22 protein-coding genes and 1 pseudogene are annotated in these 21,886 nt (G+C 60.3%); 19 read left to right on the top strand and 4 right to left on the bottom strand.

The window, feature by feature from the left end:
• Positions 1–285: 285 nt before the first annotated feature.
• Positions 286–1,068, bottom strand: a complete 783-nt coding sequence (locus tag AC1DQ3_RS34550) for an enoyl-CoA hydratase/isomerase family protein (protein WP_477124596.1) — start codon at positions 1,066–1,068, stop codon at positions 286–288.
• 213 nt (positions 1,069–1,281) lie between these two features.
• Positions 1,282–2,115, bottom strand: a complete 834-nt coding sequence (locus AC1DQ3_RS34545; RefSeq protein ID WP_477124595.1) for a tripartite tricarboxylate transporter substrate binding protein — start codon at positions 2,113–2,115, stop codon at positions 1,282–1,284.
• A gap of 307 nt (positions 2,116–2,422) precedes the next feature.
• On the opposite strand from AC1DQ3_RS34545, the gene AC1DQ3_RS34540 reads away from it, so the two are divergent.
• On the top strand, positions 2,423–2,653 hold the full coding sequence (locus AC1DQ3_RS34540) for a hypothetical protein (protein WP_477124594.1): 231 nt from the start codon (positions 2,423–2,425) through the stop codon (positions 2,651–2,653).
• 290 nt (positions 2,654–2,943) lie between these two features.
• On the opposite strand, the gene AC1DQ3_RS34535 is transcribed toward AC1DQ3_RS34540, so the two are convergent.
• A complete protein-coding gene (locus AC1DQ3_RS34535; RefSeq protein WP_477124593.1) occupies positions 2,944–3,264 on the bottom strand; it encodes a cyclophilin-like fold protein in 321 nt (106 codons plus the stop codon).
• A 281-nt stretch (positions 3,265–3,545) separates the two neighbouring features.
• On the opposite strand from AC1DQ3_RS34535, the gene AC1DQ3_RS34530 reads away from it, so the two are divergent.
• From AC1DQ3_RS34530 to AC1DQ3_RS34490, 9 genes and pseudogenes are all read left to right on the top strand, one after another.
• Complete coding sequence (locus AC1DQ3_RS34530) at positions 3,546–4,949, top strand: MmgE/PrpD family protein (RefSeq protein WP_477124592.1); 1,404 nt, start codon at positions 3,546–3,548, stop codon at positions 4,947–4,949.
• Between the two features lies 1 nt (position 4,950).
• Positions 4,951–5,934 carry a Bug family tripartite tricarboxylate transporter substrate binding protein gene (locus tag AC1DQ3_RS34525; protein WP_477124591.1) on the top strand — a complete coding sequence of 328 codons (984 nt, stop codon included), beginning with the start codon at positions 4,951–4,953 and terminating at the stop codon, positions 5,932–5,934.
• Positions 5,931–6,293, top strand: coding sequence for a hypothetical protein (locus AC1DQ3_RS34520; RefSeq protein WP_477124590.1), 363 nt, complete (start codon positions 5,931–5,933; stop codon positions 6,291–6,293). Before AC1DQ3_RS34525 ends, AC1DQ3_RS34520 begins: the two co-directional genes overlap by 4 nt.
• Before the next feature lie 534 nt (positions 6,294–6,827).
• Positions 6,828–7,784: a Bug family tripartite tricarboxylate transporter substrate binding protein gene (locus AC1DQ3_RS34515; RefSeq protein ID WP_477124589.1), complete on the top strand. Its 957-nt coding sequence runs from the start codon at positions 6,828–6,830 to the stop codon at positions 7,782–7,784.
• Positions 7,785–7,798: 14 nt separating this feature from the next.
• On the top strand, positions 7,799–8,665 hold the full coding sequence (locus AC1DQ3_RS34510; protein WP_477124588.1) for an aspartate/glutamate racemase family protein: 867 nt from the start codon (positions 7,799–7,801) through the stop codon (positions 8,663–8,665).
• Positions 8,666–8,788: 123 nt separating this feature from the next.
• Positions 8,789–9,691 (top strand): LysR family transcriptional regulator, encoded by a 903-nt coding sequence (locus AC1DQ3_RS34505; protein WP_477124587.1) that lies wholly within the window; start codon positions 8,789–8,791, stop codon positions 9,689–9,691.
• 270 nt (positions 9,692–9,961) lie between these two features.
• Positions 9,962–11,000 (top strand): annotated as a pseudogene (locus AC1DQ3_RS34500) (IS481 family transposase).
• Between the two features lie 98 nt (positions 11,001–11,098).
• Complete coding sequence (locus AC1DQ3_RS34495; RefSeq protein WP_477124586.1) at positions 11,099–11,299, top strand: hypothetical protein; 201 nt, start codon at positions 11,099–11,101, stop codon at positions 11,297–11,299.
• Positions 11,300–11,347: 48 nt separating this feature from the next.
• Positions 11,348–11,962, top strand: a complete 615-nt coding sequence (locus AC1DQ3_RS34490; protein ID WP_477124585.1) for a DDE-type integrase/transposase/recombinase — start codon at positions 11,348–11,350, stop codon at positions 11,960–11,962.
• A gap of 129 nt (positions 11,963–12,091) precedes the next feature.
• Here AC1DQ3_RS34490 and AC1DQ3_RS34485 read toward each other — a convergent pair whose 3' ends face one another.
• On the bottom strand, positions 12,092–13,501 hold the full coding sequence (locus tag AC1DQ3_RS34485; RefSeq protein WP_477124584.1) for an aminotransferase-like domain-containing protein: 1,410 nt from the start codon (positions 13,499–13,501) through the stop codon (positions 12,092–12,094).
• A 329-nt stretch (positions 13,502–13,830) separates the two neighbouring features.
• On the opposite strand from AC1DQ3_RS34485, the gene cyoA reads away from it, so the two are divergent.
• The 9 genes from cyoA to AC1DQ3_RS34440 form a co-directional block, all read left to right on the top strand.
• The gene (cyoA, locus tag AC1DQ3_RS34480; RefSeq protein ID WP_477124597.1) at positions 13,831–14,688 is read left to right on the top strand and encodes a ubiquinol oxidase subunit II; all 858 of its coding nucleotides are present in this window, start codon (positions 13,831–13,833) and stop codon (positions 14,686–14,688) included.
• Complete coding sequence (gene cyoB, locus AC1DQ3_RS34475; protein WP_477124583.1) at positions 14,673–16,649, top strand: cytochrome o ubiquinol oxidase subunit I; 1,977 nt, start codon at positions 14,673–14,675, stop codon at positions 16,647–16,649. Before cyoA ends, cyoB begins: the two co-directional genes overlap by 16 nt.
• Before the next feature lie 3 nt (positions 16,650–16,652).
• Positions 16,653–17,255 (top strand): cytochrome o ubiquinol oxidase subunit III, encoded by a 603-nt coding sequence (cyoC, locus tag AC1DQ3_RS34470; RefSeq protein WP_477124582.1) that lies wholly within the window; start codon positions 16,653–16,655, stop codon positions 17,253–17,255.
• Positions 17,252–17,626, top strand: a complete 375-nt coding sequence (gene cyoD, locus AC1DQ3_RS34465) for a cytochrome o ubiquinol oxidase subunit IV (RefSeq protein ID WP_477124581.1) — start codon at positions 17,252–17,254, stop codon at positions 17,624–17,626. The genes cyoC and cyoD overlap by 4 nt, the downstream gene beginning before the upstream one ends.
• Positions 17,627–17,833: 207 nt before the next feature.
• Positions 17,834–18,016: a hypothetical protein gene (locus AC1DQ3_RS34460; protein ID WP_477124580.1), complete on the top strand. Its 183-nt coding sequence runs from the start codon at positions 17,834–17,836 to the stop codon at positions 18,014–18,016.
• Positions 18,017–18,023: 7 nt separating this feature from the next.
• Positions 18,024–19,124: a COX15/CtaA family protein gene (locus AC1DQ3_RS34455; protein WP_477124579.1), complete on the top strand. Its 1,101-nt coding sequence runs from the start codon at positions 18,024–18,026 to the stop codon at positions 19,122–19,124.
• On the top strand, positions 19,121–20,056 hold the full coding sequence (gene cyoE / locus AC1DQ3_RS34450; protein WP_477124578.1) for a heme o synthase: 936 nt from the start codon (positions 19,121–19,123) through the stop codon (positions 20,054–20,056). Before AC1DQ3_RS34455 ends, cyoE begins: the two co-directional genes overlap by 4 nt.
• Before the next feature lie 113 nt (positions 20,057–20,169).
• Positions 20,170–20,415 carry a hypothetical protein gene (locus AC1DQ3_RS34445; RefSeq protein WP_477124577.1) on the top strand — a complete coding sequence of 82 codons (246 nt, stop codon included), beginning with the start codon at positions 20,170–20,172 and terminating at the stop codon, positions 20,413–20,415.
• Between the two features lie 977 nt (positions 20,416–21,392).
• The coding region (locus AC1DQ3_RS34440; RefSeq protein WP_477124576.1) for a M20/M25/M40 family metallo-hydrolase at positions 21,393–21,886 on the top strand (494 nt) is incomplete at its 3' end.

Here is a 21,886-nt window from a genome sequence, read left to right as displayed (position 1 = left end):
TCTCGGCCAAATCGTGCAGGTTCTCCCACGGGAACGTGCCGTCGAGCCACTTCATGGCGCGGCCGCGGAAACGGTCACGCGCCAGCTCACGCACGGTACCGACCAGTGCGCGTTGTTCAGAAGTGAGTTGCAACCTGGTATTGCTCATTGCCTTTTTCCTTTGATGGGAAACGCCTGTCTACCGGGCATGTGGTTCCGGCCAGCTCGCAGACAACAACGTGCGAACTAGGGCTTCTGATTAATCGAACTGGTTCCTTGGCCCGAGGACGCAGGAGTTGCTCATCGCTATTCCACCACCGCGGTAAAGTTGGGGGCACGGCGTTCTGAGAAGGCGGCGAGGCCTTCGGCGTAGTCGGCCGAACCCAGGATTGCGGGCAGCGCCGCGCGCTCTGACCGCAGGGCCTCGGCCAGCGGCTGCTCGATACCTTGATAGACCAGGCGCTTGATGGCCGCCAGCGCTGGCGCCGATCGGCCGGCTAGTAGCGTAGCGAGCGCCCGTGCGCGTACGTCCAGATCTTCTTGTGCGACCACCGCGTTGACTAATCCGATCTCGAGCGCATACTCACTCGTCACGGGCTCGCCTGTAAGCATCATCTGCAGCGCCCGGCTGGCACCGATCAGGCGCGGCAGGCGTTGCGTGCCCCCCGCGCCAGGGAAGGCTCCCACGCGGCTCTCGGTGAGCCCGATCGTGATGCCGCTGGCGGCCAGACGCAGATCGCAACCGAGCGCCAACTCAAGGCCGCCGCCAAGCGCCAAGCCATTAAGCACCGCGATGGTGACGAAGGGCGCGGCGGCGATGGTGTCGATCACCTCGCGGATCGAGCCATTGTGCGCAAGGCGCGCGTCAAGGTCCATCTCCTTGCGCTCCTTCAGGTCGGCTCCTGCGCAAAAGGCGCGCCCGCAGCCGCGAATCAGCACCACGCGCGCGCGCTGCTTCGTCGCCTCTGACACAGCCTCCAGCAGCGCCGCGCATGTGTTCACACCAAGCGCATTCATGCGCTCCGGTCGACACAGCCGAATTTCGAAGGCGCCCTCGCCGATCGCTTCGAACGTCACGTCTTGATTCATTTCAGTCCCTTTTTAAGATGAGAATTTTGGGCGACGCAGGTCCAAATCTTGTGCCGTGCTCGCGCCAAGGCCATCCTTATGGTCTCGATATTCGGCGATCGCTGGCGCGCCCTCCCACAAGGAATAGTCTCGCAGATGCGCGGTGCCGTGCTCTGTGACAATCCGCATCGGCGCTACTGCAAGCCGACGTAACCCGATGCCAGTCGAGTGACGTCAATCAGCCTGGATACCCTTTTCGCTAACCAATTGCTTCCAGCGAGCCAGGTCCGATCGCAGCAAGCTCGCGAACGCCTCGCTGGTACCTGGCTGTGGCATGGCGCCGACGCGCGCAAGCATCTCCTTGAAATCAGGCTGAGCCAGCGCCGCATTTACCTCTTCGTTTAAACGCTTGACCAAAGCCGGCGGCAGCCCGGCAGGTCCAAATAGTCCCCACCACGCCTCTAGCTCGAAGCCTTGCAGGCCGGCTTCAGTCGCCGTCGGCAATTCCGGCAACAGCGGCGAGCGTCGCATGCTGGTCACTGCCAAACCGCGGATCTTGCCCGCACGAATAAGCTCTGTTGAGGCCGGCAAACTCGGCAGTAGCATTTGCAGGTTCCCTGCCATCAGGTCCACAAAGGCCGGCGAAATACCCTTATAAGGAACATGTATGAGTTCCACCTTTGCAGCTTTGGCGAACAGTTCGGTGCCCATCTGGTTCAGGCCGCCAACGCCAGCTGAGCCGTACTTGATACTGCCCGGTTTCGCCGCCGCCAAGGCGATGAACTCACGGAGGTTCTTGGCATTCACCTTTTCCGATATCACGACGACAAACGGAGCAGCGGCGATCTTGCCGATGGGCGTCAGGTCTTTTTCAGGATCGTACGGAAGGTGCTTACGCGTGGCAGCAGTCGTTGCGATCGAACCAGAACATAGCAAGAGCGTGTAACCGTCGGGCTTGGACTTGGCCACCACGTCAGCGCCAATCGAGCCGCCGGCGCCCCCCTTGTTTTCAATCACCACGCTCTGACCCAGCTTCGCGGAAAGCTTTGCTGCCAGCACGCGCGCCATAGGGTCATCGCTTCCGCCTGGTTGGAAAGGAACTATGAGTCGGATCGGACGATCAGGCCACGTTCCTTGCGTCGACGCGGGTGCAGGCAAAGTGATGCCTGCGAGGACAGTGGCAGCGATAGCAAGCATCGCCCGACGAGATTTCGAGAATTGCACCTTGTCTCCTTCAAGCTCGGGGCGTCTGGCACTGGAGCCGCTACGAGCTAATTGATTTAGATCATTTACACACAATGTAAAAGCATTCCATGGAAGTGTCAAGGGATCTTGGCGTGCTTGAGGGGCTTCGCTTCGAAAGCATGAATCTGCCATGCACCCGTCACTTGGGGTGAACCTGCCGCCCGAGTTCTTCCGCGACTTCCCGTCGTCCCTGAACTTCGCCTTCAATGCCCGTGACTCGTTCACCGTCTGGCTTGCTGGTCATCCGAGTCTGGCCAGTACGTTCGAGCGCGCGCCGTACGCCGCCTTGTATGGACGCATTCAGGCGCGCGTGCAATTCAAACCGGTTATCGAGCGCGAACGCTTCGCGCAGATTATTTAGTTGAGGCACTCCTGCGTGCTTACGCACTACCCGTCGACGGGGTGCGCGAACATATCCAACGATACATCGTGGTTCAGGACAACGCAGGTCTTCTTGGATGCGCCGGTATCGAGCTATGGCGCGGTCGGTGTCCTGCGAGGGCTAGAAGTTGTAGCGTTGCATTCTGTGTGGAACTTAAGCGGCGGTTGGCGCGAATGACCGGAGGGTGGCGCCATCATGGGCCTGAGCCTCGCACTGAGCAGCGAGATCACTTTCGAGAAGGGTCGCGGGAAGCAGAGCAACTTCCACGATTACGAGGTGCTGCGCCACCACACCTCGCCGCGCATGATCGGCACCCATCTGGTGAACGACAACCACGCCCACCCACCGGGTGGCCCGGGACGCTGCAACGCCGACAGGCCCGTATCCACTTTGACCAACCGCACCAGCCCACACGCGTACACGTTGCCGCTCACAAAAATCGCCAGATTGCCCCAAGGGGCGTAGTAGGTGATGTCACTTGTCTCAGGCTTCATGTCGGAAGGTGCGCCAGCCGTGGACAACTTGCGCGGCAGGTTGGCGAATCGCTCGATCACGGCGTAGTCCTCCAGCGTCAGGGACAGCGGCAGCAATGCTTGACAAACCTCCTATGACTCACTAGATTAATAAATCATTTATATGATTTTAGACAAAAAGCAGGCGCCGCTTCGGCACGACCTGTCGAATGGAGGAAGACAATGACCGCGCTCAATACGCGCCGGCCCACTCGCGCTCGCGAAGGTGGTGGCACTGACCACACGGTCACCATGCGCGCCGCTCCGACACATCCGGCAACCCGTCGCAGCCGCACAGGCAGTTCGCCGACTTCTGCCTCATCTCCGTCACCGCAACCTGATCCTGGGAATGATCGCGCATGACATCGTCCATTTTGCAAGACACGGCATCATCCAACAGCCCTACGGGGCAGATCGCGCGCTTCGTGCACCAGAGTCGCTGGCGCGACTTCCCCGCAGCCGTCCGGCATGAAGCCTTGCGCGCCTTCGTCAACTGGGTCGGCTGTGCCGTGGGTGGCGCCTCTCATCCCGCCGTGCAGCGTGCCCTGCCCGCCTTGTCGGCCCTGACCGGTGCGCAGGCGTGCACGGTGTTGGGTACCGGCCAGCGGCTCGATCCACTGAATGCGGCCTTGATAAATGGCCTGAGCGCCAGCGCCTATGCTTTCGACGATACCCATCTCGCCACCATCGCCCATCCCACAGCCCCGACGGTGGCCGCGTTGTTGGCCTATGCGGAAATGCATCCGGTCTCCGGGGAGGATTTCCTGAACGCACTGATCCTGTCCAATGAAGTGCAATGCCGCCTGAGCCTTGCGCTAGCCGTGCCACCCGCCCAATGTCACCTCGGTCTCTATATGACCGGAATCACGGGTCCGGCCGGCGTGGCGGCCGGCGTGGGCAAGCTGATGGGGTTGTCGGCACAGCAACTCGTGTGGGCCATCGGCATCGGCGCCACCCAGGGCAGTGGGCTGCGCGCCACCCATGGCACGCTGTGCGGCGGCTTCCCGCCCGCCAATGCCGGCCGCAACGGCCTGCTCGCGGCGCATTTGGCGCAGGCGGGCTTGACCTGTCATGATGACGCCCTGGGATCGAAGCACGGCCTGCTGCCGGTGTTCGGCCAACCACCGAACGTCGCTGCCCTGACGCAAGGCCTGGGCGAGTCCTACGCGTGCATGGATGTCGTCGCCAAGCCCTATCCTGCCGGGGTGCTCGTCCATCCCATCATCGACGCTTGCCTGCAGATCGCCGACGCGCACGCCATTCCTTCGGAGGAAATCGAGTGTATTGCACTGCAGGTGCATGAACTCGGTCTCGGTCTGACCGGGAACAAAGCGCCAAAGCATGCCCAGGACGCGCAGGTCAGCATCTACCACTGGGCTGCCGCCGTACTGCACCATCGGCGCGCCGGCCTGCATGAGGCCAGCGAGGCCTGCGTCCACGACCCGGCCGTCGTCGCCTTGCGCCAGCGTATCGAGGCGAGCGTCGCCGACGACCTGCGCGCGGACCAAGCGCGCATCATCGTGACCTTGCGCGACGGCACGCGCCACGAAGCCGCCGCCCTGCCCTGCCTCGGATCGGCCCAACGACCGATGAGCGACGCGCAACTCGACGCCAAGCTGGTCTCCCAGGCCACCGGTCGCTTCGGCGCTGACGGCGCGCGCCAACTGGCCACACATTGCTGGAACCTGCCACACGCTGCCGACATCCGCCAGGCGGCGCCCGGATTCTGGGGCCAAGGCCCCCGGCCCCTTCAGAGAGATTGAGATGCAGCGAATCTTCCGACACCTGACCATCGCCATGGCCGTCCTCGGCGCCGTTGCCGCACCAGCCCGGGCCGAGGAATACCCAACCAAGCCGGTTCAACTCGTCATCCCTTACACGGCGGGTGGTGGCACCGACGTGCTGGCCCGCATCGTCGCCGAAAAATTGAGCGCCAGCCTCGGCCAGCGGGTTGTCCCGGAGAACCGGCCCGGCGCCGGCACCGCGCTGGCCGCCGGCCTGGTGGCACGCGCCGCGCCAGATGGCTATACACTGCTGTTCGGCACCATGGCCCATGCGCTCAATGCCACCATGAATCCGAACCTGTCATTTGACTCCGTCAACGACTTCGCCTTCGTTGGCAAGGTCGGCCAGATCGCCCTTCTGGTCGTGACCAACCCGAAGCTTAAGGTCAACGATCTGAAGGGACTGGTCGCCCAGATGCGCAGCCAGCCCGGCAAGGCGCAATTCGGGTCCGCGGGAATTGGCACGCCAATGCACCTCGGCGGTGAACTGCTGAAGCAGGTCACCATGACCCATGCGGTGCACGTACCTTACAAGGGCGAAAGCACCGCGCTGACAGATCTGCTCGGCGGCCAGATCACCTTCATGCTGTGCTCGCTGACCACGTGCGCGCCCCGGGCCCAGGATGGCTCGCTCAAGGCGCTGGCGGTCACGGCCACGCACCGCTCCCCTCTCGCTCCCTCCGTCCCGACGGTCGGTGAAGCCGGCTTTCCCGGTGCGGAAGTCAATACCTGGTTCTTCGTCGCCGCGCCGAAGGGCACCCCCGCTGCCGTGGTGGCGAAGCTGAGCACCGCTCTGAACGCCGTCATGGCGGATCCGGCCTTCAAGACGCGAGTCCAGGCGATGGGCGTCGAAGTCGAACGCCATACCACGCCAGAAGCCACCCAGACGCTGGTCCAGTCCGAGATCAACAAGTGGCGCCCCATTATTACCGCGACCGGCGCGCAGGCCCAGGCATCCCAATGAACCACGACGATTCGACAACCTACCGCGGCAGCCTGCCCAAGAACGCCGCCGCGCTGAGGATATGGCACGACACCGGCCCCGGCGAAGCGGCATTGGAGCCGGCCCTGCCGATCGTTGACCCCCACCACCATCTGTTCGGCAAGGCGACCGACGCGCAGTATTACCGACGCTTTGATCTCGAACGTGACCTGGCCGGTGGCCATCGCATCGTCGGCACCGTCTATGTCGAGGCGTATGCATCTGGCTGGCGCACGAGCGGACCGGAACGGGAGTGGCCAAAATCGGGGGCACCTTCTATGACGCAGGAATTACATTCGAAAATCCTTCGATTCGCCTGTCAGGCGGGTACCAACGCCTGAAATTGCGTTTGTCCTCGCCATTGAGAACGGCACATCGCACCTGCAGCAGTGCATTGGCTTCCGGCATAGTCCAACGCATGTGCCCATTCCTCTTCATGCGTTGACCAATCACATAGTCGACGACCGATTCCGCTCCTGCGCTTGAAATAGGCGGCCCTTGCGCTCGCTGCTGATAGTTGACGAGATAGCGGGAGCAACATCGCAGATAACGAATCACCCGCCCTAGTGGATTGCGGGCACCAACCCATCCTGTGTTGCGTGACAGCGCAGCTTGCGCTGGCTCTCCGCCGGTACGAACAGGAGTGAACGCAACGGCTTGGGCATGGTGCTTCATATCAGGACCTGATTACGGCGTTTCGAAAATCGCGTTGGACTGATCTTACGACGACATCTAACATGCAAATTCATGCGCGGGGAAATGTCGCCCAATATCATCAAATCCGGTTCTGGTGTAATGGCGCTCCACATCCGCGCAGACACCCGGGCTTTCGTTCAAGCGTCACTCGCCAAATTCACCAAGTCAATAGACGTATCATGCGACTCCTTTTTTCATCCATCACCTGCTGCACGCTAATGCTAGTCTGCGCGACAGCCGGCGCGCAGCAATATCCAAGCAAGCCGATTAACCTGGTGGTGCCGTTCCCAGCAGGTTCAGGCAGCGATTCGGCGGCACGAATAATTGCGAATCAGTTGGGCGCTGCCCTGCAGCAGTCCGTGGTTGTCCAAAACCGGCCGGGTGCCAACACGGCGATAGGCGCCGGTGCTGTCGCGGCGGCGCCGTCGGACGGGTACACGCTACTGCTGGCTACGGCCAGTACGGTCGCATTGCCCAGTCTGAACAAGTCTCTTCCACTGGACATAAAAAAGGACCTGACTCCCATCTCCCAGTTGACGGACTTTGTCCTTTACCTGTACGTGAACGCTGAGTTGCCGATCAAGACTTTCCCGGAGTTTGTCGCCTATGCAAAAGCACACCCGGGACAGCTCAACTACGCAACGGGTAATGCCACGGGCATAGTGTCAAGTACGCAGCTTACATCCATGGCGGGAATCAAGATGGTCGGCGTCGCTTACAAGGGCGAGCCTCCAGCGCTTACAGACCTGGTCAGCAACAGAATCCAGGTCATGTTTTCGTCGCCGACGTCCGCCGATACCTTCGTCAAGCAAGGGAAGCTTCGGGTATTAGCCACCACTCTTCCGAAGCGCTCCCCATTTGCCCCCGAGGTTCCAAGCATTGCGGAGTTCTTGCCAAAGTTCAGCACGTGGGGTTGGGGAGGATTGATGGGTCCGCCAAATATGCCTCGTCCTGTTGTCGATCGGCTGGCGCGCGAAGTGAACAAAGTCCTCCAGAAACCGGAGGTCAGGAAGGGATTGGAAGGCATGCAGATGATCCCCCATGGATCAACCCCGGAGGAATTTGCGGCATTCTTCAAGGAACAGACAGAACTCTATAGCCGCGTGCTTCGCGAAGCGGGCGTTCAGCCTGAGTAAAAAAGGTATTAGCAATGACCAAGACAAAAATTTACTGGCCAGTCGGCCTAACGCGGGAGCTGCCGCAGCGCACGGCAGATGGCGCTGTTATTGAGCAGGCCATGTCGGCATACATGAAGGGCATCGCCGCGCCCGGAACGGAAGTGACACTGGGCTGGATGGAACGAACCACTTCCCTGTTGTCCTCGAATTTCCTGGGTATGTTGAATGATGTTCAAGTCATCGCGGATATCCTGCGCGCCCAACAGGAAGGCTATGATGCAGCGGTCATAGGTCCCCACTGGGACCCGGGCTTGTACGGCGCGCGCGAGGCAGCGTCGATTCCCGTCGTCGGGCCCCTGGAGGCGGCAACCATGGTGGCACAGACGTTAGGGCGGCGGTTCGCGGTACTTACCATGCACGACGGATATGTACCGATGATTGAGCGAAGCATGCGTTTGTATGGTTGTGGCGAACGTGCGTTGGTGGGCCGCCCGGTACGCAAGTTCGCGATGACATTTCAGAACCTGTCGGCGGCACTCTCCGGAGATGATGACGAGTTTCTGAGGGAGTTCACAAAAACGGCAACGGAATGCATCGCTGATGGCGCCGACGTGATCATCGCGGGGGGGCAATTATTCGGACCCGTATTTCAGCGACATGGATATATCACTGTGCCGAATACTGGCGTTCCCGTGGTGGAGGTCGCTTCGTGCGGTCTCAAGCTGGCGGAGGTCTTGGTGGATTTGCGAAGGTCCGTGGGGCTTGTGAAGAGTGAGCATCCCCATGCTCCCTTCCGCACACCACCGAGCGAAATCGTCGCCGAAGCTTGCCGTACGTTCGGGATTGCGGGCGCGTCGTCACACCACCCGTCTGACGTGTCGGTGTCAGCCGAAACCTGATCTGGCCGGCAATTGGATTGCTAAGTCATCCATATCGAGCCAGAGTCTTGGAAGTACAGGGTGATGTCAAGTTGTCTGGCGATGCCCGAGGGGGCGCCCAAAGCCAACCAAGCCGGAGATGCGATGCTGACAGACCTCGTTCAGCTTCGGACGTTTGTGACAGTTGCCGAAGAGCGGCATTTGACGCGGGCGGCTGAACGCTTGCATATCAGCCAGTCCGCTGCAAGCATGCACGTGCGGGCGATCGAAGAATCTCTTGGCTCGAAGGTTTTCTCGCGAACGAACCGAAACCTGGAACTCACTCACGCCGGTGAGCTTTTGCTCGAGAGGGCGAGAGTATTGCTTAAGGAGGAGGCTATATTCGCGTCGTTCGCGCGGGAGATTCGGGGAAAAATGGAGGGCAACCTTGTGGTAAGCGCCACCTCTGAACCCGGTACCCGCATCGGGGAGATCGTGGGCGCAATGCGGGCCAAGCATCCCTTGGTGACGCTCGCCTTGTCCATCCGACCATCCGCCGGGGCGCGAGAGGCGCTGAAGAGCGGCGAACTGGACGTGGGAATCTTCTTGGGCCGCAAGGGAGATCCCAGCTTTACCTTCCACGAGGTCGAGGACCTCGACTTCTGTGTGGCCGGGCCTGCCTCATGGAAGGAGACGGTTGAGACGGCCGGTTGGGAGGAGCTAGCCCGCCTTCCGTGGATTACTCCGACGGCAAGTTCCGCTTACGCAACGATCTTGGGTCAGTTATTCGGCGAAAAGGGCCTTCAGTTGAACACGGTCATTCGATTCGAGCACGGCATGCTCGGTCGCGCAGCACTGGAGGCCGGGAGTGGTGTGATGCTGTTGCCGAAGGATATTGCGCAATGCGGAGAACGGGCTGGTCAGCTCTGTATCTCCCCGATCGTCAACGCCCAGTTCACGATGTCGATCGTGCATCTCGCCAGTCGCGCGCGAGACCCGTTGATCAAAGCCTTTGTCGAAGCGGGTCGTGTGGTGTGGCCGCAAATGAGATCGGAGGAGCCATCGTAGGCCTTCTGCGTCGCGACTTTGCTGTTGGCGGTCGCGCCTGCACAAGGGCGCGCCAACCGGCGCGCCCCGCCCCGCACTGATCGGTTGCGTCGAGTACGACTTGGCCTTGCCCACCACCACCGGCACGCCATTCCTGATCACGCCGATATACATGACGTGTAATAGCCTAGTCTAAATCTGACAGTGGTTGGATATTCATGCCGCTGCACAGCACCGCGGAGGGCGTAGCTCGAAGCGATGCTGTGCAGCGGGATCCACAAGGAGTCCGCCATGACTCAGGAACAGAAAGTCATCCGCGCCAAGGTCGGCATACTGGAACTGGCCCGGCAACTGGGCAATGTGAGCCAGGCCTGCCGCTGTCATGGGCTATTCGCGCGACAGTTTCTACCGCTTCAAGGAGTTGTACGAGCGAGGCGGCGAAGCCGCGTTGCAGGAGATTTCGCGACGCCGGCCACTGCTCAAGAATCGCGTTGGTCCCGAGGTCGAAACCGCCGTGGTAGCCCTGGCGCTCGAATTGCCCGCCTATGGCCAGATCCGCATTGCCAACGAGGTCCTCAAACGCCATGCTCTGCACGTGTCGCCGCAGGGCGTGCGCAGCATCTGGCTGCGTCACGACCTGGAGACCATGAACAAGCGCCTGAAGGCGCTGGAAGCCAAATCCGCGCAGGAAGGGCTGGTCCTGACCGAGTCGCAACTGGCCGCGCTGGAGCGCGCCAAGCTGGAAAAGGAAACCCACGGGGAATTCGAGTCCGAGTGCCCGGGCTATTGCGGCGCCCAGGACACCTTCTATGTCGGCACGCTCAAGGGCGTGGGCCGCGTCTACCAGCAGACCTTCGTCGACACCTACTCCAAGGTGGCCTTTGCCAAGCTCTATGATCGCAAGACCCCGTTGCCAGCCGCCGACCTGCTCAACGACCGCGTTGTGCCGTTCTTTGACAGCTACGGCATCCCGCTATCGCGCGTGCTGACCGACCGCGGCACCGAGTACTGCGGCAACCCCGAGCATCACGAATACGAGCTCTATCTGGCCGTGGAAAACATCGACCATACCCGTACACGGGCCAGGTGGCCCCAGACCAACGGCATCGTCGAACGGCTGCACAAAACCATGCTCAACGAGTTTTATCGCATCGCCTTTCGCAAGAAGGTCTACGACTCGATCGGCACATTGCAGCTCGATCTCGATGCCTGGCTTGACCAGTACAACAACCAGCGAGAACATCAGGGGCGATGGTGCTACGGAAAAACGCCCATGCGCACCTTCCTCGACTCGCTGGAACTCGCCAAGGAGAAACTGATCCCGCATTGAGTCGCGCTTCTCGATTCAACAGCCCGACTATCTGTCAGATCGAGTCCTAGCTAATACACATTAAGGGCTCTGTCACGTTGCGAGATCGGTCAGTAACATTGGACGATGAAGAAATCGAAATCGCTCTACCACGCTCACCGTTTTCCAGCTGGCTTCATCAGTTGCGCAGTGCGCTGGTATTCCGCTTCCAGTTGAGCTTGCGCGACATTGAAGAATCGCTCTTCGAGCGCGGCGTGATCGTGACGTACGAGACAATCCGATGCTGGCGCGATAAATTCGGTGCAGGCTTTGCCCCCTAGGTGAAAGCGGCACGACGCAAGCCAGGCACCACCTGGCATCTTGACGAGATGTTCGTCACGCTGCGCGGCGAACCCTACCTACTATGGCGTGCAGTCAACGAACATGGCTACTCGACATCTCGCTGCAAAAGCGGCGTGACAAGGCCGCCGCCAAAACGCTTCTTCAAGCGCGTGCTGCGCTCGGGTCCTGTGCCGCGCAAGATCGTCACCGATCAGCTGCGCAGCTACCCGGCGGCGAAGGCCGAGATTCCTGAGTTGGTAATCGTGAAGCACGTGTTCGTCAAAGCGGCATCCCGGCTGAACAACCGGGCTGAGAACAGCCACCAACCCACTCGCGAACCCGAGCGGCGTATGCGTGGCTTTCGTGACTCGCAAAGCCCGCAAGCATTCCTGTCGCGCTTCGGACCGATCCGGCAACACGTCGCGCTCAAGCGGCATCTGCTGCGCGCTTCGCTCCCCGCAATCAGCTCGCGACCCGTTTCGCCGCTTGGTATGATTCACGGAAGTTACCCGAAATCCGTCGACTGGTTTCTGAGCATTCGCTGTACCTGCCACCGGTCTGCATTTCTTCAACAAGTTGACAGCGCCCTTCTGTGTGCTTCGCAACGCCAAACAGATCGCGGCACGATTCGATGCGTGGCGCCTTCTGATCGAAGACGCTGACCTTGCGCCCATTGCAGCCGCCCCTCCTCAACATGACGAACCCAGGGAGCGGGCGCCACATAGACGCCACCGATAGGCCAGTGTACCGCCGCGAGGCGTCGGAACCTCGCTGGAGCACCGATCGGGAAACTAGACGAGGTACTCCGTGTCCAGGGACGGTCTCTGTGCCAACAGCGTGGACAACGTCGCTAGCGCATCAGCTAGGCGGGCACGATCTTTTGCACCACCTAGTGAGATGCGGATCGCATTGGGCGGGTTAAGGCCCGCAGCGTAAAAGGCATCTGATGGTGTGACGGCCAGGCCCTGAGCGAGTGCGACGCGAGCGAAATCAAGAGAACTCCAATAGCTTGGCAAGGTATGCCAAACGTGAATACCTCCAGTCGGCACATGGGGTGCGCCCGCCAGGAGGATTTGCCTGGCTAGATCCATGCGGGAGCGCGCTTCGCTTTGGATCCCCGCGAGAAGGCGGGCCGCCGATCCATCGTATATCCATTGCGTAGCTAAAGCCGTTATCAGCGGCGTCGCCATCAAGGCGAACGACCGTAAGGCCGTCAGGAATGTGTATTGGCTCTGCGCATCGGGTAATAGTAGAAATGCCGTCCGCAGGCCTGGTGTCAGGCACTTCGAAAGGGTCGATAGGTAGTAGACCTGTTCCGGGGCAAACTGCGCCACGGGCGGAGGTGCCCTGTCGGCCAGCAGCCAATAGGGATCGTCTTCAATGATCTTGGCACCGCATCGCGTGGCGGTGAGGGCGATATCGCGCCGGCGGTGCTCTGGCATCGTCAGCGTTGTAGGGTTCTGAAGGGTCGGATTGAGGTAAATCAGGCGCGCACGATGCTCGCGACAAGCCTCTTCCAAGGCATCAGGTCTTAGCCCATCGTCATCTGTATCCACCGCGACGACACGCCGCCCCAAGTGGGCGGCGGCCAAGCGCAGACCGGGGTAGATCAATGGTTCGGTAATAATGGCATCTCCCGGCTGCGTAAGGGCAAGGATCAGCGCGGCCAGTGCAGCCTGGGCGCTGGAACATACGACGACACGTTCCGCGTCGACAGTCCCGAACATGGGGGTCAGCCAAGTGGCACCCGCTTTACGATCCGACTTGCCACCACCCGCCAGGTGGTAGGTCATCAGCAGGGCGGCATCGTTACGTAGCAGCACCTGCGACAGCCCCTGCTTTAAAAGGTCGGCAAGATCCACGTCCGCCGGTGAGGGAGGGATGTTCATACGCAGATCGATCCCTTGCGCCAGATCTACCATCGGAGCCGAGACGTAGGTACCCCGAGCCCCGCGTGCTTCGAGCAGATTCCTACGTTTCGCTTCGGTGTATGCGCGCGTCACGGTGGTCAGATCGACGTGGAGAAGCCGAGCGAGCTCGCGTTGCGGCGGAAGGCGGTCGCCGGGGGTCAAGCGTCCCTCGGCAACGGCGCGTTCGATGAAGGCGACGATCTGCAAATAGCGCGGACCATCCCCTCGGACGAACCGGCCGACCCAAAGCGTCGCTGCCTCATCTTCGTGCATGGGCCTTGCCTGCGACATTTTGCCTCCGATGTATGGATATTGTCGTGCTTTAGTATAGCGATCGACACCACGTAACACCATACATCCAACGTCTGCACCTGCCTCATTCAATCCTCGCGCCCTGGTAAACCGAGGGAGCTGGAGCCCGGCATGCCCGTCGTTCCCCACGAATGCATGGGTTACGTGACTTCGTAACCAAGGTGCGTAACATGTCTAAATCACAGGCCAACGGAACGCCGACAGCCTCCGGCGGTTTCACGGCTTTCGTCAGGTACTTTCAGAGGCATCGGGGGGCCGCCGGGTATGCCCTGTGCGCCGGGGCGGTCCTCTTGCTCAATGGCTGCAGCATGGAGTTGTTCAGTCCCAAAGGCGATATAGGGACGCAAGAAAGAAACCTGATTGTCGTCGCGTCAGTGTTAATGCTGATGGTCGTCATACCAGTCATCGTGATGTCGCTGTATTTTGCCTGGCACTATCGCGAGTCCAACAAAAAAGCAACGTATGCGCCCAAGTGGGCCCACTCCACCAAGATCGAACTGGTGGTGTGGAGCATTCCCGTCGTCATCGTGGCGTTCCTCTCTGTTCTCATCTGGCGTACCACCCACTCGCTTGATCCCTATAAGCCACTAAAGTCCGACGTGGCGCCCGTACGGGTGGAGGTCGTGGCGCTGAATTGGAAATGGCTTTTCATTTATCCGGACTACGGCGTCGCGACAGTCAACCGGCTCGCGATACCGATCAATGCACCGATCAATTTCAAGATCACTTCCGCTTCGATGATGAATTCCTTCTTCATTCCACAACTCGGAAGCCAGGTTTATGCGATGGCCGGCATGCAGACTCAACTGCACTTGACCGCAGACACTCCGGGCGTTTACGCCGGGCTGTCAGCGTCCTTCAGCGGCCCAGGCTTTTCGGACATGCATTTTGACACTGTGGCCACCAGCCGAGGCGAGTTTGACGCCTGGATCGAGCAGGTGAAGAAATCTCCGCTGACGTTGAACAAGGAAGCATATCGCGCGTTGGGAAAAGACAGCATCAAAAATCCGGTGGCGCTCTATTCAGGCGTGGATTCGGGTTTGTTCGATTGCATCGTTAATCAATACATGCACGGCGCGGGAGCGAGCGACATGTCAATGAACCATATGGCCATGCAACACACGCAAGCCAAGGCTATGGAGGGCAATCTATGTTCGGCAAGTTAAACCTGGAGGCCATTCCGTATCACGAGCCCATCATTATGGGCACACTGGCCGGTGTGGTGATACTTGGACTCGCCCTGCTTGGTGCCGTCACCTATTACGGCAAGTGGAAATATCTGTGGACGGAGTGGATCACCTCCGTTGACCACAAGCGCATCGGCGTGATGTACATCATCCTCGCTATCGTGATGCTGCTGCGCGGCTTCGCCGACGCGATCATGATGCGCCTGCAACAGGCGATGGCCTTTGGCGACGCCGCCGGCTATTTGCCGCCGCATCACTATGATCAGATCTTCACTGCCCACGGTGTGATCATGATCTTCTTCGTGGCCACGCCTTTCGTTGTGGGCCTGATGAATATTATCGTGCCGCTGCAGATCGGTGCCCGCGACGTGGCTTATCCGTTCGTCAATTCGCTCAGCTTCTGGCTGGCCGCGGTTGGGGCGGTACTCGTCATGTTCTCCATGTTCGTCGGTGACTTCGCCGCGACCGGCTGGGTAGCTTATCCCCCGCTGTCAGAACTCGGGTACAGTCCAACGGTTGGGGTTGACTACTACATATGGTCATTACAGGTATCGGGCATAGGAACAACACTGACCGGCATCAATTTCATCGTTACGATCCTGCGCATGCGCGCGCCGGGCATGAACATGATGAAAATGCCGGTGTTCACTTGGACCGCCCTGATCACCAACATCCTGATCGTCGCGATTTTCCCGGTATTGACTGCAACGCTCGCCCTGCTCACTGCTGACCGCTATCTGGGGATGCATTTCTTCACGAACGAGCTTGGCGGCAACGCGATGATGTATATCAACCTCATCTGGGTTTGGGGCCACCCTGAGGTGTACGTTCTTATCCTGCCGGCCTTCGGGGTGTTCTCCGAGGTCATCGCAGCTTTCTCGAAAAAGCCATTGTTCGGATATACGTCCATGGTGTACGCCACATCGTCGATTGGCGTCCTATCGTTCTTCGTCTGGCTCCATCACTTCTTCACGATGGGTTCCGGCGCCAACGTCAATGCCTTTTTCGGGATCATGACGTCGATTATCTCGATCCCGACCGGAGTGAAGCTGTTTAATTGGCTGTTCACCATGTACCGTGGCCGGATTCGTTTCCACCCGGCAACGCTTTGGACGATTGGCTTCATTTCTACGTTTGCCATTGGCGGCATGACCGGCGTGCTGCTGGCGGTGCCTGGTGCCGACTTTGTGTTGCACAACAGCTTGTTCCTCGTTGCCCACTTCCATAATGTGATTATTGGCGGTGTGCTCTTTGGCTGCTTTGCCGCGGTGAACTTCTGGTTCCCCAAGGTGTTCGGTTTTACCTTGAACGAGTTCTGGGGCAAGGTCTCCTTCTGGTGCTGGCAGATCGGCTTCTATCTCGCCTTCATCCCCCTTTATGTGCTCGGCTTCAAGGGCATGACGCGCCGCATGAATCACTATGCCATGGCTGACTGGCATCCGTGGCTGGTGGTGGCGCTGATCGGCGCCGTGATTATCGCCGCAGGCATTGCTGCGTTGATCATCCAGCTTGTGGTCAGTGTCCGCGATCGCCATGCAAACCGAGACCTCACCGGTGACCCTTGGGATGCCCGCAGTCTGGAATGGGCCACCGCTTCACCTCCGGCTTTCTACAATTTCGCGACCCTTCCACGTATCACTTCGTTGGAGCAGCACTGGGACGATAAGGAATCTGGCCGCGCCTATGTTCGCCCATCGGGCTATGAGGATATCCACATGCCCCGTAATACAAGTGCCGGCGTGGTCATTTCGGCATTCAGTCTGCTGCTGTGCTTTGCACTGGTCTGGCATATGTGGGTGTTCGCGGTCGTCGGCCTGGTAGGCGCAATCGGCGCATTCATTGTTCGGTCCTATGATCGTGATGTGGATTACTACGTGCCCGCGGCAGAAGTCGAACGGATTGAAAACGCGCGCTACGTGCAACTACGAGAGGCAGCTTGACCGATGAGTAACTCCGTCATTAGCGATCTTCATGCCCATGGCGGGCATGAAGACGAATCCAAGACCACGGTAGGGTTCTGGATCTACCTGATGGGCGACTGCCTGATCTTTGCCGTGTTGTTCGCGACGTTCGGTGTGCTGGTCGCGAATACTGCAGGTGGGCCAAGCGGCAAGGATCTGTTCGAGTTGCCTTTCGTCCTTGGCGAAACGATGCTGCTGCTGTTGAGCAGTTATACCTTCGGCCTGGCCATGCTGAACATGCAGGAACGCCACAAGGAAAAGGTAATCACCTGGCTGGGTATCACCTTCCTGCTTGGAGCCTCCTTCATTGGGATGGAACTCTATGAGTTCGCCAACCTGATCCACGAAGGCGCCAACCCCGGTATCAGCGCATTCCTGTCCTCGTATTTCACCCTGGTCGGCACGCACGGCCTGCACGTGACGTTTGGGCTGGTGTGGATCGTGGTGATGATGCATCAGGTCAAGCGATTTGGCCTGGACGGTATGACCCGGCGTCGGTTGGCCTGCCTCAGCCTGTTCTGGCATTTTCTGGACCTGGTCTGGATCTGCGTGTTCACCTTCGTTTACCTGCGCGAGTTTGTATGAAGAATGTTCATTCCTCCCATGAATTGGCCCACGCCTCGTCGCATGGCAGCAGGAAAAGTTACTTCGTTGGCTTCGTCCTGTCGGTGGCCCTAACGTTCGCATCATTCGGTGCCGTCATGAAGGGCCTCGTGCCGCATAGCATGATGCTCACTGTCATCGTGGTGCTCTGTGTGGTCCAGCTAGTTGTGCAGCTTGTCTACTTCCTGCACATAGGGACCTCGAAAGACCAGCGTTCGAACACTGTTATCTTCGGCTGTACAGCCTTCCTCATCGCGATCATCGTGGCGGGTTCGCTGTGGGTCATGCACAACGCCAACGTCAATATGATGCCGACCCAGATGTCCGCGGACCAGGCAATTTCACACGATTAGCACGTTGTTCTTGACCCACACGCCGATGGACTTGCTCCGCACGGGACTATCTATCGGCGTGCATGAGGAATGTCATTCCGCGTCAGCGAATCCGCAGGGCACCGACGGCGCCCGCACGGCCGAAACCGAACTGCTGCAAGGCAGCAAGCGATGATGGCCAGATCGATGCCCCACTTGTCGGCCGCCAACAATTAGGCCTATCCCGGCATGCGTTTTCTGCGTGCCAACCGCGATGCCCAGCAGAAATGGCTGCAGGCGGACCCGGGTGCCCGGATCGCGGACCATCTATTCCTGGTTGACCCGCTGGGCAACCTGATGATGTGCTTCCCTAAGGATCCCGACCTCAAGAAAATGCGCTCGAAGAATCTGCTCAACTCCCACATCGGGTGAGGCGCGCATGCTGCTCCAACTCGCCATCATCGGCGTCCTGATCGCGCTGTTCCCGCTCAGCTACGTGCTGGTCAAAGGGGATCGCAACAAGTACCGCAAGCTGGTGTGGATCACCGCCTTCCTGACGCTGGACCTGATCATGTTCGGCAGTTTCACGCGGCTGACCGATTCCGGCCTGGGCTGCCCGGACTGGCCGGGCTGTTACGGCCACTCCAATCCGCATGCGGCGCAAGAGCATATCCGCGCGGCCGAGACGGCTTTGCCCAGCGGGCCCGTGACCATCACCAAGGCATGGATCGAGATGATCCACCGCTACTTCGCCATGGCGCTGGGCGTGCTGATCACCACGCTGATGGTGCTGGCTTGGGTCAAGCGGCGCGAACTCAGGCAGTCACCCTGGTTCGCCACCGGCGTACTGCTGCTGGTTTGCGTGCAAGGCGCGTTCGGTGCCTTTACCGTGACGCTGAAGCTGCAGCCCATCATCGTGGTGACGCACCTGATGCTCGGCATGAGCCTGCTGGCGGCGTTGGTCTGGCTGGGTTCGCGCAGCGACCCGCCGCTGGCGATCGCGCCGCAAGCGGACGCGCTGCGCTGGCCGGCACGCATTGCGCTGGCCCTGCTGGTCATCCAGATATTCCTGGGCGGCTGGGTCAGCACCAACTACGCGGTGCTGGCCTGCACCGACTTTCCGCTGTGTAACGGCCAACTGGTGCCGGACATGGACTTCCGCCACGGCTTCACCCTGTGGCGCCAGCTCGGCATGACCGCCGACGGCGATTACATTCCGCACTCCGCCCTGGTGGCGATCCACTGGGTGCATCGTGGTTTTGCCTTCGTCGTGCTGGCTTTCCTGGCCTGGTTCGGCCTGCGGGCGCGCCGCCTTGGCGGCCTGGCGCGCAGCGCCGGCTGGCTGCTGGGCGTGCTCGCGCTGCAACTGGCTACCGGCCTTTCGAACATCGTGTTCGACTGGCCGCTGGGCGCCGCGGTGGCGCATAACGGCGGCGCAGCGCTCTTGCTGCTGCTATTGGTTCGCCTCAAATACAACATAGGGCTCGCGGCCCGGTCCGCGAACGCTACGGACGTGCCGGCTGCCGCGCGCGCCACATGAAAGACAAGAACTCCCCAGTGGTTACAGCTACCCACATACATCCCCTCGGACGGGTTCGCCACCTGATCCGCCAATACGCCGCCCTGACCAAGCCCCGTGTCACGCAGCTTGCCGTCTTTTGCGCCATCGTCGGCATGTTCCTGGCCACGCCAGGCATGGTGCCGTGGCCGGTGCTGATCGGGGGCGCCGCCGGCATCTGGCTACTGGCGGGTGCCGCTTTCGCCATCAATTGCCTGGTGGAGCAGAAGGTCGATGCCCTCATGCGCCGCACCGCGTGGCGCCCCTCCGCGACCGGCGAGATCACGACGATCCAGACCCTGGTGTTTTCGGCGGTACTGGGCGGTGCGGGGATGTGGCTGCTGCACGTATATACCAACAACCTGACCATGTGGCTCACGGTTGCCACCTTCGTTGGCTATGCCGTGGTTTACACGATCCTGCTCAAACCGGCCACGCCGCAGAATATCGTGATCGGTGGCCTGTCCGGTGCCATGCCGCCGGCGCTTGGCTGGGCGGCTGTCTCGGGCGAACTGCCGGCCGAGGCCTGGTTCCTGGTTCTGATCATCTTCATGTGGACGCCCCCACATTTCTGGTCCCTTGCCCTGTATCGCCGCGCCGACTACGCAAAGTCCGGCTTGCCGATGCTGCCGGTGACGCACGGCGAGCGCGTCACGCTGCTGCACATCCTGGTGTACACGCTGCTCATGATCGCGGCCACGCTGCTGCCTTTCGTGTACGGGATGGCCGGATACATTTACCTGGCGGCGGCGCTGACGCTGGGGGGCGGTTTCCTCGCGTACTCCTGGAAGATGTACCGCAACTATTCCGATGCACTGGCGCAGCGGACTTTCCGTTTCTCGATCCTTTACCTCTCGCTGCTGTTCGCCGCGCTGCTGGTCGATCACTACTTCAAGTTCCTGCCACTGGGCTGAGCGGCCAGATGGCGTCGATGCAAGAATGAATGGAGCACAGACCGGCTTTGATACTCATATAGCCGGCCGGGGCGTCGCCACGAAAAGGGGTGAGGTTAGAGTCGAGGTATGACGTGCACTTTGATCTGACGGAGGTCGACATGAAGTACGGCGGAATAGATCTGCACGCGAATAACGGTGTAGTGGTCGTCAGTGATGCGGTGGATCGGATTGTGCTGCAGCGACGCCCGCCCGATAATCTGGAGCACATCATGTCGGCCCTCGCGGCCCACCAGGATGAATTGGTCGGGGTCGTGGTGGAATCGACCTATATCTGGTACTGGCGTGGATGGATTAATGGACGCGGGGTACCACGATGACTTAGCGGTCAAAGTGCCGCCACTTTGAAAAACCAGTGTATCTCTCACGGCGTACTCATTGCGGGCTCGCGCTAGTCAAAACCCCGAGCGTCACCCACTGCCCCCGATTTACCAGAGCCCGGCGCACAGTCTCGGGCGCATACCTGCCAACGCTCCCGCACAAAAGAAAGCCCGCAAGGCGCCAACCCTCCGGGCATCAAAAAGCCCTTGTGAGGCATCATGAGGATGACTGGATGAATTCGGCCACCAGTCGAGCCAAGTCTAACCCTTTAGCTTGAGTCACGGGACTTTCGTGCGCTGGAATGACAATTTATCCAGCGGAACAAATTGACTCCGCTCGCGCGCCCCTCATGCCCAAAACTGAGACCCCGAAAATGCCGATTGAGACGGAGCGCGCCCGGCTCCACGCGGCGCGATGCCGCTGGCTGCTGACTGTGCTGTGTCTCGGCGGCCTGCGGGCAGCCGAAGTGGCCAGTATCCGGATGGGCGCGTTCTTTTCCGGCGCTACCGGGAGGGCGTGGAGCACTGGTGGCTGGAGGTGACCGGCAAGCGGCTGGTGCCCGCCACAGACGAACGGATCTTGGAGCTGGCGCGCAATCGCAAGGCACACGACCTGCCGCCAATGCCGTTTCCTGGCGAGGAGCGTCCGCCTCGTGCTGCTGGTCATCGGGCGCGAGCGACACCTTGTCGCGCGAGCGCGCTGCGCCAGGTGCTAAAGGAAGTCTTCAGGATGGCCGCCGAGCGCCTGCCATGTTCGCTGACCTCAGTTGATCCGATCTAGAAGCGTTGCACTATAACGGTTTGAGGCCGTGGGAGACTGCCAAGACTCATGACCTGCCCACACTACGTCGCGTAGCTTAGGATGGGCACATTGACCACTATAATGCATCTAGCGTCATGTATCCCCATCCGCGAAGCGAGATGGCTATTGCACGATGGCGTAAGGCACACTACATATTCACAATCTGGAGGTTGCCATGAATCCGCTCGTCCAAGCTCTGACCATCTGCGGCGGAAAGCTGTTGGCGGAACTCGAAACGATCTACAAGGATATTCATCAGCACCCAGAACTGTCGATGCAAGAATTTCGCACCGCCAAGCTTGCGGCCGATTACATCGAAACGCTGGGCTATGAGGTGACGCGCGCGGTGGGCGTCACAGGCGTCGTCGGCGTGTTGCGAAATGGCGAAGGCCCCACCGTAATGCTGCGCGCCGACATGGATGCGCTACCCATGGCGGAGAATACTGGCTTGCCCTATGCCAGCACGGTCAAGGCGAACGATGAGGATGGTGTTGAGGTGGGCGTGGCCCACTCCTGCGGGCACGACCTGCACGTGACCTGGCTGATGGGGGCGTCGCGCATTTTTGCAGAGCATCGCGACGCCTGGCAAGGCACTGTCATGCTCGTGTTCCAGCCCGGCGAGGAAGTGGGCCGGGGTGCGGCGAGCATGGTTCAGGATTGGGGCGAGGA

This window comes from Cupriavidus sp. 01T418 (genome assembly GCF_056398885.1).
Note: the sequence above shows the minus strand (reverse complement) of the source record. Positions and strands in the feature narration are given on the sequence as shown.

What these genes read in the sequence shown, in the direction of transcription:
- AC1DQ3_RS34550 (WP_477124596.1), bottom strand. Translation starts at nt 1,068, where the DNA reads ATGAATCAAGACGTGACGTTCGAAGCGATCGGCGAGGGCGCCTTCGAA.
- AC1DQ3_RS34545 (WP_477124595.1), bottom strand. Translation starts at nt 2,115, where the DNA reads ATGGCGCGCGTGCTGGCAGCAAAGCTTTCCGCGAAGCTGGGTCAGAGC.
- AC1DQ3_RS34540 (WP_477124594.1), top strand. Translation starts at nt 2,423, where the DNA reads ATGCACCCGTCACTTGGGGTGAACCTGCCGCCCGAGTTCTTCCGCGAC.
- AC1DQ3_RS34530 (WP_477124592.1), top strand. Translation starts at nt 3,546, where the DNA reads ATGACATCGTCCATTTTGCAAGACACGGCATCATCCAACAGCCCTACG.
- AC1DQ3_RS34525 (WP_477124591.1), top strand. Translation starts at nt 4,951, where the DNA reads ATGCAGCGAATCTTCCGACACCTGACCATCGCCATGGCCGTCCTCGGC.
- AC1DQ3_RS34520 (WP_477124590.1), top strand. Translation starts at nt 5,931, where the DNA reads ATGAACCACGACGATTCGACAACCTACCGCGGCAGCCTGCCCAAGAAC.
- AC1DQ3_RS34515 (WP_477124589.1), top strand. Translation starts at nt 6,828, where the DNA reads ATGCGACTCCTTTTTTCATCCATCACCTGCTGCACGCTAATGCTAGTC.
- AC1DQ3_RS34510 (WP_477124588.1), top strand. Translation starts at nt 7,799, where the DNA reads ATGACCAAGACAAAAATTTACTGGCCAGTCGGCCTAACGCGGGAGCTG.
- AC1DQ3_RS34505 (WP_477124587.1), top strand. Translation starts at nt 8,789, where the DNA reads ATGCTGACAGACCTCGTTCAGCTTCGGACGTTTGTGACAGTTGCCGAA.
- AC1DQ3_RS34490 (WP_477124585.1), top strand. Translation starts at nt 11,348, where the DNA reads ATGTTCGTCACGCTGCGCGGCGAACCCTACCTACTATGGCGTGCAGTC.
- AC1DQ3_RS34485 (WP_477124584.1), bottom strand. Translation starts at nt 13,501, where the DNA reads ATGTCGCAGGCAAGGCCCATGCACGAAGATGAGGCAGCGACGCTTTGG.
- cyoA (WP_477124597.1), top strand. Translation starts at nt 13,831, where the DNA reads ATGGAGTTGTTCAGTCCCAAAGGCGATATAGGGACGCAAGAAAGAAAC.
- cyoB (WP_477124583.1), top strand. Translation starts at nt 14,673, where the DNA reads ATGTTCGGCAAGTTAAACCTGGAGGCCATTCCGTATCACGAGCCCATC.
- cyoC (WP_477124582.1), top strand. Translation starts at nt 16,653, where the DNA reads ATGAGTAACTCCGTCATTAGCGATCTTCATGCCCATGGCGGGCATGAA.
- cyoD (WP_477124581.1), top strand. Translation starts at nt 17,252, where the DNA reads ATGAAGAATGTTCATTCCTCCCATGAATTGGCCCACGCCTCGTCGCAT.
- AC1DQ3_RS34460 (WP_477124580.1), top strand. Translation starts at nt 17,834, where the DNA reads ATGCGTTTTCTGCGTGCCAACCGCGATGCCCAGCAGAAATGGCTGCAG.
- AC1DQ3_RS34455 (WP_477124579.1), top strand. Translation starts at nt 18,024, where the DNA reads ATGCTGCTCCAACTCGCCATCATCGGCGTCCTGATCGCGCTGTTCCCG.
- cyoE (WP_477124578.1), top strand. Translation starts at nt 19,121, where the DNA reads ATGAAAGACAAGAACTCCCCAGTGGTTACAGCTACCCACATACATCCC.